Genomic DNA, 8,761 nt, shown 5'->3' with positions numbered 1-8,761 from the left:
TGGTCACGAAGGCGTTATCACAGGACGTGATGCTTTTAGCCTTCGTTCCTCTACCGCTAATCCCCAAGGAGTCGCCCAGCCTCCACTCCAATCAACGTATCCACATGACATACCAACTTTTTAGTTTTATCGACTAACTTTCACGTTTTATCGCCCAACTTTTAAATTTTATCGACTAACTTTCACGTTTTATCACCCAACTTCTGAATTTTATCGACATCCACCGTCCAAAGAACAAAAAAGGATTCATACACAAAACTGTGTGCGAAACCTTTTACTTTATTATGTCGCCCAGTCGGAACGTAAATCAACTAAATCACATAGCATTCTCTGACATGTCGCTTTAATTTTAGTGATAGAACGCAACTTTAAAGACAGGCGAGACCCTGCACAGAAACAAATGTTTTCTGTGCGAAAGCAGAGCGACAGCAATAACGATTCGACGCTCGCCCGCAGAAAAGAAAGGTTGTAGAATGGAACGGAAATCCCCCTCCTTTAAAGAGCCACAACATTCACTGTAATTTCCTTGGCAATTTTGTTTTTCAACACGATAAAGCATTTGCTTTGTAGCCGTTTTTTTGTATATTACTTGTAATTTTGATAAAGTAATTATATCGAATGAATATTCGAAAAATATAGTTCGGTGGGGAATCTATTAAATGCCCAATAGATCTCTGAAATTGAGTACTAGATGTCTGAAAATGATAATGATGTTGATGAAACAAGGGAAGTTGAACAAAAAACTGGGGTGATAAAAATGGAACTAGGCTTAAAGGGGAAAGTAGCAGTTATTACAGGTTCAAGTAAGGGGATTGGTTATTATACAGCGATGCAGCTTGTGAAAGAGGGGGCGAAGGTTGTACTTTGTGCTCGTGGTGAAAAACAGCTTCAAGTGGCCGCTGGCTGTATTAAAAACGAAACAGGCGAGGATGTTTTAATTGTACCGACTGATATTACAAAGGAAAAGGACTGTAAGTACTTAATTGAACGAGCGGTAGAGCACTTTGGTCGCCTTGATATTCTTATTAATAATGCTGGCACAGCTTCAGCAAATCCGTTTGAATCGGTTAGTAGTGAGCTATGGCAGGCTGATTTAGATTTAAAAGTGTTTGGGGCTGTCAATTGTTCAAAATATGCTGTACCTCATTTGCGTAAGGTTGGTGGCGGTGCAATAGTTAATGTGACCGCGGTAATGGCCAAAACACCACCAGCAAGCTCACTCCCTACTACTGTAAGTCGTGCGGCAGGTCTGGCATTAACGAAAGCTATGAGCAAAGACTTAGGTAAAGATAATATTCGTGTGAACTCTGTTTGTATTGGGCTTATTCGTAGTGATCAAATAGAGAAGAATTGGAAAGAGGCAGAACCCGAGCTGTCGTGGGACCAGTATTCTCGCAAGGTAGGTCAAGCAATTCCACTTGGTCGCGTAGGGGATACTCAAGAAGCGGCAAATGTCATTACTTTTTTAGTATCAGATGCTGCTAGTTATGTAACGGGGACTTCTGTAAACATTGATGGCGGTTCCGGGCATGCATTATAGAGTATTATTTTTTGAGAAAAGTATATTTAGCTGTGTCTAAAATTGTTGATTAGTTTTTAGAACTTCTTTATCTTATGTTTAGAAAAAGGGTAACTCAAAGGTAGTAACCCCTTAAAGTTAGAATTTTTATTATGCAGCTATTTGGCTGGCGTGAGTTCGGTATTTTACTGGACTCATGCCAGCCAGTTTTAGTTTAAATACGTTCATTGTTATAGTAGTCGATATACCGTTCAATTTTCTTCTTCAATTCTTCATAGGAGATTAATACTTCACCGTAATACATCTCTTGATTGAGTATGCCAAAGAGGTTTTCCATGATACTATTCTATCGTTAAAAAATAAAGAGGGGAGACATTAATAATGTCTAGAGGTTTCACTTGCGAGTATTGCTACGATTTTTTCGATTCTTACGAAAGCAACGCATCTCATAGCACGACCTTTTGTTCTAGGTACTGTGAAGACTTCATTTGACGGAAAAATTACGAGAAATTTAGTATTGTTGGATGTGACGCTTAAATAACCTTCCCCCTACCATAACACCATCTTTTGAAGCTAGATTTTACTTAAGACCTATAAAATAAATATATCTACCGGTAATAAGACGACATTAACTACTGTAAAATTATTCATTTACTGGTATTAGGGTGATATAATTGTTCGAAACCAATAAAGGAGGATTTTTTTTGAAAAGGAATTTTTTAGTTTTTTTAATCATTACCACAGTTTTATCAGTCATTTTTAGCGGTGTAAATCCACAAACAGCAAAAGCAGCAACTGTACCAAATCTTAACCAGAAAAATTTAACAAAAGAAGAAACAAGATCATTGTTCTTTAGCACCCTAGTTTACTCAGACCTTAGCAAATTTGAAAAAAGAACAAAATTAGTAGATATGAAATTTGATGCAATAAAAACTAAAAGTGATCCATTACAAAATTTCAAGGATGAATGGAAGAATATTCGAAAAGAACATTACTACCCTTCTATGAAGGTAAGTGAGTTTATCAAATATGCTGATTTAGAAAAATGGATTTTAGATGATTATGTAAGTGATGATATAACAGGCTTTTTCGGAGCTGTTTTTAAAAATACAAAAACTGAAGAATATGTAATCGCCTTTAGAGGTACTTCTGACAGCAGAGATATCTCTAAAGATCTATCTGGCATTACTTCGGAACTGTATAATAGTCAAATGGATAATGCGAGAAGACTATTTGAACTGGTAAATCCAAAATATAAAGTTACTGCTACCGGTCATTCTTTAGGAGGATTTTTAGCAACTTCTATAACTTTGGAAAAAGGAATACCTTCCGTTGTATTCAACGCACCTAGTCCTGACGAATATTCAAATTTTGACAATGCAAACAGAAAGTTAGTAAAGACGTTTTCCATAAATCTTGATCCAATTGGTAAATATAACAACCCTAAAAAAAATTCAAAAACAAATATTTATTATGACAAGAAAGATGATAAACCTGCCACTCCGGTAAGTGGTTACCATAATATTTTGAATTTTTATCAATATGCAGATAAACCATTGTACGAAGAGACAACCGGCGTTATCTCCACTAACTTAAAGGAAGTCGAAGTTTTAGCGGGAGCAGGCACTAATTTTGCAAAGTTAGGTTCATTAAAGAGCGGAACAAAAATTACGACCTATTCACAAGATATATATGGTTATTCTCTATTCAATTACGAAGGAAAAGAAGGATATGTTTCGAACCAATACATTAAGCATTTTAGTGACTTCGAACTATCTGAAGCTAAGAAAATAGTTGATGGTCTAATCGAAATTCAAGATAAGATAAGGCTTGGAGACACCTTTTACTTCACAAAGGCAGAAATAATTGATATCTTATCTCCTGGATTCACACCTGGATATATTGATAAATACATTAAAGAAGATATGATGCCTTGGGAAAACAAATATATATTTAGAGGCACCGATAACATTGCGGCAAATCCAAACACAATCTTTATTTATTCTTGGTTAGAAAATAAATACGTGAAAAAACCTACTGTAGAATATTACAGTTTTAAAGGTAGTGAATACCTCCTTATTTCTCAATATCGCAAACCTTACGACAGTGTGGTATCTTCACACAATGGATTTTACGATAACCTGTATTTGATAAAAGAAAGTTCGAAATCTAATTGGAAAGCATATGATATGAAACACCCCCAAAAATAATTAATAAAAAAGCACTTCCTATTTGTTTAAAATACTTAGGAAGTGCTTTTTTAAAATGAATGTCCAGTAATATGTTTATCAGAGCAGCTTCTTAAGTAATTACCCAATAGAAAAGTTTTGGAGCAATCCTTTTTTTTCTATTGTTTTTCTAAAATTACAATAGACAGAAAATTCCTGCAGTTGTAGAATGAACGTAATGGGGGGTGAAATGTGGCGAAATGTTGAACGAGAATTATGCTGCGATGTTAAAGAAAGTTGTTCGGATTATTGTTCAGATTGGGATACTCAATATTTTTTATTACATGGGTATCGGTATTGTTGCTTTACTACATGTACCTCTTCCGGGAAGTGTAATTGGATTACTATTATTAGCACTTTCACTCCATTTGAAAATAATTAAAGTAGAATACATTCAAGATGGAGCAGGCTTTTTAATTGGCGTATTAACCTTATTTTTCATTCCTGCAACTGTAGGAGTGATTGACTACCCTGAACTTATTTCAACAACTGGTCTATTGATTATGCTAGCCGTTATAGTCAGCACGCTAATCTCTATTTATGTTACGGGATTACTTAGTCAAATTGTTGAGAAAAAAGAGCTGACTAAAAAAGAAACAGAAGCCATTGTAGAAGAAGGAGAGGGGGAATTAACGGTTGACTGAAATTATTGTTGTCGTTGGCACCGTTGTGTTATTCGTATTATTTACAAAACTTTATCAACGTTTCCCTCATCCTTTAATGATTCCGTTAGTGACGACAACTATCGTCAGTGCAGTTCTATTATTAGTCTGTAATATTCCATATTCTACTTATATGGAGGGAGGGAAATGGCTTCAAAAAATGCTAGGTCCAGCGGTTGTAGCACTTGCTTATCCTCTATATAATCAGCGTGAGATTATTATGAAATATAAATATGCTATTTTATCAGGCATTTTTATCGCCATGATTACGGGCTTAGTGACAATATTTGTTATGTTGAAATGGATTGGTGTCAATAAAAGCTGGTTGCTGACGGCCTTGCCTAAATCGTTAACAACACCTGTAGGTATGCAAGTGAGTGAGACAATTGGCGGCATACCACCATTAACAGCTGTACTTGTAATGCTCGCGGGGTTTGTAGGCGCTATTATAGGACCGTTAGTCATTAAATACGGAAAAATTGACTCCGCCGTTAGTAGAGGTGTTGCGGTAGGTAGCGCTTCACACGGTGTTGGACTTGTTAAATTAAGAGAATACGGAGAACAAGAATTATCAGTAGGCTCGTTATCTATGGCCTTAACTGCCATTATTGGCGCATTTCTATGTCCACTATTTGTTTATTTATTTTTGTGACAAAGAGGCTGGGACAAAAGTATTTTAGCTAAAGTAAAACCCGAACAAATTTGCAAGGCACTCATACGGTGTTTTGCCATTGTTCGGGTTTTCTAAATATAGTGCTTAATTTATTTGAAAGTAATTCGGCTTTCGCAAAGAGCTAATTCCCCGCCTCTTTTTTAACTTTTTCGATAATAATCTGAATGGTATGAGCAAGGCCTGTGTGGAGTTTACCTTCATTTCGCACTTGTTCGCCTGTTAAAAAATGGATGATTTTATAAGGTTGGCACCATTTTAGAACATCCAATGGATCATATAAAAAATCAAGCTGTCTTGGGCCACCTGAGTCGTATGGTAGTTGATAAATTGAATAAAGTTCCATCATAATACGACCGCCAGGCTTTACAGAATCGACAATCCGCTTAAACACCCCTTGTTGCTGCTCAACAGGAAAATGTCCAAACACCATAATAGCAGCATCAAACGTTTCTACTGGAAGTTCATCTTGAAGTAGGTCAGTAAGTTTTGTATGAACTGTTACATTATGTTTTTCTGCGAGCTGATTTGTTTTTTCAAGACCGCTTTCAGCATAGTCAAAGGCAGTTACTGTATGGCCCTGTAAAGCTAAAAATACTGCATTTCGACCTTCACCTTCTGCGTATGCAGCCACATTTGGATAATCTTTCAAATAGTGTACATAGTCTTCTATAAATGCATTTGGTTTCTCACCATAAACATATTCGATTGTGTTGAATCGTTGATCCCACGTGTTCATTCTCATCACTCCTTACTAAATATTGTAAGTGATGTAAGCGTTAGAATCGAATTTTTTGCTTAGTTCATGAAAGCAACTATGCGTTGCGAATTAGCAAATAGCAACTTCTAGAATAAAGTGTAGTAATCCATTATTATTTGATCAAAATACGATAAGTTGGAGGTGAAATTCAATGAATTTAGAAAACCGTTTAAAGGAATTAAGAGAACAACATAATTATACACAGGATGATGTCGCAGGCTTTTTAAATATTTCAAGACAATCAGTTTCAAAATGGGAGTTAGGAAAGGGCTATCCTGATATTGATAATTTAAGAAGGTTAAGTGATTTATATAAAATTTCTTTAGATCAGCTTATTACTGGGGAAGAAAAATATCATACACCAGTTGTCTCTGATTCAAATAAATCGGATCATAAAACTGTTGGTGATTTTTTGTGGAGGTATTGGTGGCTTGTTTTTCCTATATTTGGTATGTTCTCTTCTTGGTTCTATTATCATTATTAATTTCTTTCAGCGGGTGTCCAAACACTCGCTGAAATAGAGGAACTCAGTCTAAGAACAAAAGCTACCTCTTTCTGAGGTAGCTTTGCCATTAAATAATAGGTTTACGTTCTTTTATAACGCGAATTGTTTTTAATGTTGTATCTTCAGGTCCTTGTACAGGTAAACCAGCTTCAATATTCATCTGAATATAGCGAATATTTTCTTGTGTAATTATTTCCCCGGGAATAAAAATCGGAATACCTGGGGGATATACCATAACGAATTCTGCACAAATACAATTATCCGCTTCTGCAAGAGGGACAACTTCAGTATCTGCATAAAACGCATCACGTGGTGACATAGCAAGTGCAGGGATTTCTGGAACATTGACCATTGTTTCAGTAATAGCAGCTTCTGAATCGAATGCTTTTGACATACGACTAAGGGCATTGATAAGGAGATTAATTTCCTTTTTTGTATCACCTAATGTCACTAAACATAAAATATTGTATAGGTCCGATAATTCTACTTCAATATTTGCATTGTGACGAAGCCATTCTTCAGCTTGATGACCAGAGATGCCTAAATCTTTAATACTTATTAGTAGCTTTAAAGGGTCCATATCATAAGTTGCTGATGAATTTAATTTTTCTTTACCAGCACATTTTATATGTGGAATTTGGTTAATGCGTTTACGTGCATCTTTTGCCAAGCGAAGTGCATCACCAATTAAATCATAACCATGGATTGCTAGCTGACGTCGTGCTGTGTCAAGAGAAGCAAGTAATGGATAAGATGTCGATGTCGTTGTTAGCATCGACAGGATAGCTTGTACACGTTTTGCAGAAACAAGTCCTTCACGAACATTTAAAATAGACGTTTGAGTCATAGAGCCACCAAGCTTATGTACACTTGTTGCAGCCATATCAGCACCAGCTTCCATTGCGGAGTATGGAAGATCATCATGAAATTTAATGTGTACACCATGTGCTTCATCAACAACTACCGGAATATTGCGGCTATGGACGATTTCGACAATACGCTTTAAGTCTGCTGAGAAGCCGAAGTACGTTGGATTAATAACAAGAACTGCCTTTGTATCTGGATAAGCATTTAAAGCTTTTTCAACAGCTTCAGGCGATATTCCATGAGAAATACCGTATTCACTGTCTACTTCGGGATGAATAAAAATCGGGATTGCTCCAGCGAAAACAATCGCCGACATAATGGATTTATGAACATTCCGTGGTACTAGAATCTTATCACCTGGACCGACGACGGTCAGAATCATCGCCATGATGGCGCCACTAGTACCTTGAACGGAAAAGAATGTATGATCAGCACCAAAGGCTTTGGCAGCAAGTGCTTGCGCTTCTTTAATGGCGCCCTTCGGTGAATGTAAATCGTCTAGTGGAGCAATATTAATTAAATCAATTGATAAAACGTTGTCGCCGACGAATTCTCGGAACGCAGGGTCCATACCTTGCCCTTTCTTATGGCCTGGAATATGGAACTGAATTGGATGTCTGTTCCGATGTTTTAGTAATACGTCGAACAATGGAGTCTCTAGTTGTGACAACGCAGGTACCACCTCACTTTTTAATATGTAAGAAAACAAATGAATTATAGCACCTAATTGCAAGAAAAAATAGACTTTACAGAAAAAAATAAAAATAAAAGGATTTTTTGATAATTTCGAGAAATTAGTATTCTAGGAAAGGGGAGGTATTATGAATTGGAATTCACGTGTGACGGAGCTTTTAAATATTAAATACCCAATTATTCAAGGGGGATTGGCCTATTTAGCCTATGCTGATTTAGCAGCAGCGGTGTCGAATGCTGGGGGGCTAGGGCAAATAACAGCAATGAGTTTACGGAATCCTGACTTATTGCGCGCAGAGATTCATAAAGTACGAACATTAACGGATAAACCGTTTGGCGTAAATTTTGCAATTGGTATGTATGGCACTGGTTATGAGGATATGGTGCGCGTTGCGGTGGAAGAAAAGGTACCAGTGGTTACAATGACTGGCGGGAATCCTGCACCTATTTTTGATATTTTGGAAGGAACGGATATTAAAAAATTAGTTCTTGTTGCTGCACGTAGACAAGCTCAAAAGGCGGAAGAACTAGGCGCAGATGCTGTTATGGTTGTTGGGCAAGAGGGCGGAGGTCATCTTGGACGCGATGATATAGGGACGATGGTGCTCGTGCCACAGGTTGTAGATAGTGTGAAAATACCTGTTATTGCTTCTGGTGGTATTGGTAATGGCCGTGGCTGGATGGCAGCTCATGCACTGGGAGCAGAGGGAATTGAAATGGGTAACTAAACTGTTACGAAAAATTAGACAAAACTATACAAATCTGTATAGAAGCATAAATTTATAACAGAATACCCTTCGTATCAAGCGATTGGTGCGAACTCCACGTTAATTGCTTTTAACTCCTAAAGCCTTGTG

At 36.9% G+C, this 8,761-nt stretch carries 8 protein-coding genes and 1 pseudogene; 6 read left to right on the top strand and 3 right to left on the bottom strand.

The window, feature by feature from the left end; genetic code table 11:
• Positions 1–757 precede the first annotated feature (757 nt).
• Positions 758–1,540, top strand: coding sequence for an SDR family NAD(P)-dependent oxidoreductase (locus tag ACFXN8_RS25740; protein WP_386848236.1), 783 nt, complete (start codon positions 758–760; stop codon positions 1,538–1,540).
• A gap of 193 nt (positions 1,541–1,733) precedes the next feature.
• On the opposite strand, the gene ACFXN8_RS25735 is transcribed toward ACFXN8_RS25740, so the two are convergent.
• Complete coding sequence (locus ACFXN8_RS25735) at positions 1,734–1,856, bottom strand: IS3 family transposase (protein WP_386848235.1); 123 nt, start codon at positions 1,854–1,856, stop codon at positions 1,734–1,736.
• A 367-nt stretch (positions 1,857–2,223) separates the two neighbouring features.
• On the opposite strand from ACFXN8_RS25735, the gene ACFXN8_RS25730 reads away from it, so the two are divergent.
• The 3 genes from ACFXN8_RS25730 to ACFXN8_RS25720 all read left to right on the top strand — a co-directional run bounded on the left by ACFXN8_RS25730 (position 2,224) and on the right by ACFXN8_RS25720 (position 5,061).
• Positions 2,224–3,729: a Tle-like phospholipase domain-containing protein gene (locus tag ACFXN8_RS25730; RefSeq protein ID WP_386848234.1), complete on the top strand. Its 1,506-nt coding sequence runs from the start codon at positions 2,224–2,226 to the stop codon at positions 3,727–3,729.
• Between the two features lie 218 nt (positions 3,730–3,947).
• A complete protein-coding gene (locus ACFXN8_RS25725; RefSeq protein ID WP_386848233.1) occupies positions 3,948–4,391 on the top strand; it encodes a CidA/LrgA family protein in 444 nt (147 codons plus the stop codon).
• Positions 4,384–5,061: an LrgB family protein gene (locus ACFXN8_RS25720; protein WP_376072884.1), complete on the top strand. Its 678-nt coding sequence runs from the start codon at positions 4,384–4,386 to the stop codon at positions 5,059–5,061. Before ACFXN8_RS25725 ends, ACFXN8_RS25720 begins: the two co-directional genes overlap by 8 nt.
• A gap of 142 nt (positions 5,062–5,203) precedes the next feature.
• Here ACFXN8_RS25720 and ACFXN8_RS25715 read toward each other — a convergent pair whose 3' ends face one another.
• Positions 5,204–5,824, bottom strand: coding sequence for a class I SAM-dependent methyltransferase (locus ACFXN8_RS25715; RefSeq protein WP_386848232.1), 621 nt, complete (start codon positions 5,822–5,824; stop codon positions 5,204–5,206).
• A gap of 166 nt (positions 5,825–5,990) precedes the next feature.
• Here ACFXN8_RS25715 and ACFXN8_RS25710 point away from each other — a divergent pair, with 166 nt between their 5' ends.
• Positions 5,991–6,323, top strand: a complete 333-nt coding sequence (locus tag ACFXN8_RS25710) for a helix-turn-helix transcriptional regulator (protein ID WP_386848231.1) — start codon at positions 5,991–5,993, stop codon at positions 6,321–6,323.
• A gap of 88 nt (positions 6,324–6,411) precedes the next feature.
• Here ACFXN8_RS25710 and ACFXN8_RS25705 read toward each other — a convergent pair whose 3' ends face one another.
• Positions 6,412–7,881 (bottom strand): aminotransferase class I/II-fold pyridoxal phosphate-dependent enzyme, encoded by a 1,470-nt coding sequence (locus ACFXN8_RS25705; RefSeq protein ID WP_376072893.1) that lies wholly within the window; start codon positions 7,879–7,881, stop codon positions 6,412–6,414.
• A 151-nt stretch (positions 7,882–8,032) separates the two neighbouring features.
• Between ACFXN8_RS25705 and ACFXN8_RS25700 the strand changes: the two are divergent.
• Positions 8,033–8,626, top strand: a pseudogene (locus ACFXN8_RS25700) (NAD(P)H-dependent flavin oxidoreductase); the annotation flags it as partial.
• Positions 8,627–8,761 lie beyond the last annotated feature (135 nt).

The sequence above is a fragment of the Lysinibacillus sp. NPDC059133 genome (assembly GCF_042755925.1).
GTDB lineage: Bacteria > Bacillota > Bacilli > Bacillales_A > Planococcaceae > Lysinibacillus.
Note: the sequence above shows the minus strand (reverse complement) of the source record. Positions and strands in the feature narration are given on the sequence as shown.

Coding starts and splice junctions, on each gene's coding strand:
- ACFXN8_RS25740 (WP_386848236.1), top strand. CDS start 758: ATGGAACTAGGCTTAAAGGGGAAAGTAGCAGTTATTACAGGTTCAAGT.
- ACFXN8_RS25735 (WP_386848235.1), bottom strand. CDS start 1,856: ATGGAAAACCTCTTTGGCATACTCAATCAAGAGATGTATTACGGTGAA.
- ACFXN8_RS25725 (WP_386848233.1), top strand. CDS start 3,948: ATGTTGAACGAGAATTATGCTGCGATGTTAAAGAAAGTTGTTCGGATT.
- ACFXN8_RS25715 (WP_386848232.1), bottom strand. CDS start 5,824: ATGAGAATGAACACGTGGGATCAACGATTCAACACAATCGAATATGTT.
- ACFXN8_RS25710 (WP_386848231.1), top strand. CDS start 5,991: ATGAATTTAGAAAACCGTTTAAAGGAATTAAGAGAACAACATAATTAT.